This is a genomic window from Chengkuizengella marina, assembly GCF_009910845.1.
GTDB lineage: Bacteria > Bacillota > Bacilli > Paenibacillales > KCTC-33759 > Chengkuizengella > Chengkuizengella marina.
This window is the reverse complement of the sequence record NZ_SIJB01000003.1, coordinates 1-1,060: the sequence shown is the minus strand read 5'-3', so window position 1 is coordinate 1,060 and position 1,060 is coordinate 1. Positions and strand designations below refer to the sequence as shown.

Annotated in this window: 1 protein-coding gene; it reads right to left on the bottom strand. The window is 34.3% G+C overall.

What is annotated here, in order from left to right; all coding sequences use genetic code 11:
- A partial coding sequence (locus ERL59_RS00695) for a peptidase inhibitor family I36 protein (protein ID WP_160643486.1) occupies nt 1-1,060 on the bottom strand: 1,060 nt, incomplete at both ends.

Sequence of the window (1,060 nt, the reverse complement as noted above, 5' to 3'; positions counted from 1 at the left end):
TCCTCTATAATCTGTATAGTCAAACATCCAGACTCCTTCACCTGCGTATACAATAAATGATGAAGTTTTATTATCCATATTGCCTAAATTCCCATTGCCATAATCCTCTTTAATTAATGCATGTGTTCCTGTATAGTTATCATCAAATAAAACAACTGCATATGGACCAACCACTTTCACTGAGGATATATCGTTATCTTTCATAGAACCATGAGGAAGTTCAAAATTCCACCATTCTGTAGAATTACGTTGAGCATTCATAGTTCCAGTAAAATCTGGTCCTGAAAAGAAATAAACAGCTTCAACCTTATCTCTAATGATAAGGGAAGAAACAGTATTCGCTCCTATAATCTCATCTCCAAAGTCACGAACATAAGCAAATCCTTCTTCATCTGTAAAGAAGCTTTGATTAAACCCACTAGTTTGTAATTCATCGTATAAATGAACCACTAAGTCTCCTCGTACTAACATGGAGGACAACTTGTTATCAAAGTCATAATTTGAATGATTTAAATTCGGCGGTCTTTCTGCAAACGAAGTTTTAGTGACTGTAACACAATCTCCCCTAAAGTCTACTTCAGAAAACAAAAATGCTGTTTCTGTTACTGTGAAATTGTTAGGAAGTGAAACTGCTGCAGATTGAATAGCCTGGTTATTATAAAGGACTGTTTTCACTATATAATAAGACTGATTAGTGTTTTCATTTAGTAAGTCATATAACTCAGGAGAGAGGTTTACAGAAGCATCATTCCCTTCAAAATCACCAATTATTGTACCACCTGTAGCTGGGTTTCCAAGATATATGGTATAATAAACCCTCTCTCCAGCAGGCAATTGATCATCCGTCCAAGTAAATGGAAGTGAACATCCGATGACCATATTTCTAAATTGTGCTGCATTTAATTCCACCTTTGAATACACTATATTAGAAGGAGTAGAAATTTGTACTGTTTTTAATACTATACTAGTGAATTCATTAAGACTAAACGATCTGACAAAATACTTATTGTTTTGATCAGGTCTTATTTTATTGTCTATCCATTGGGTTCTAGTTGGATCA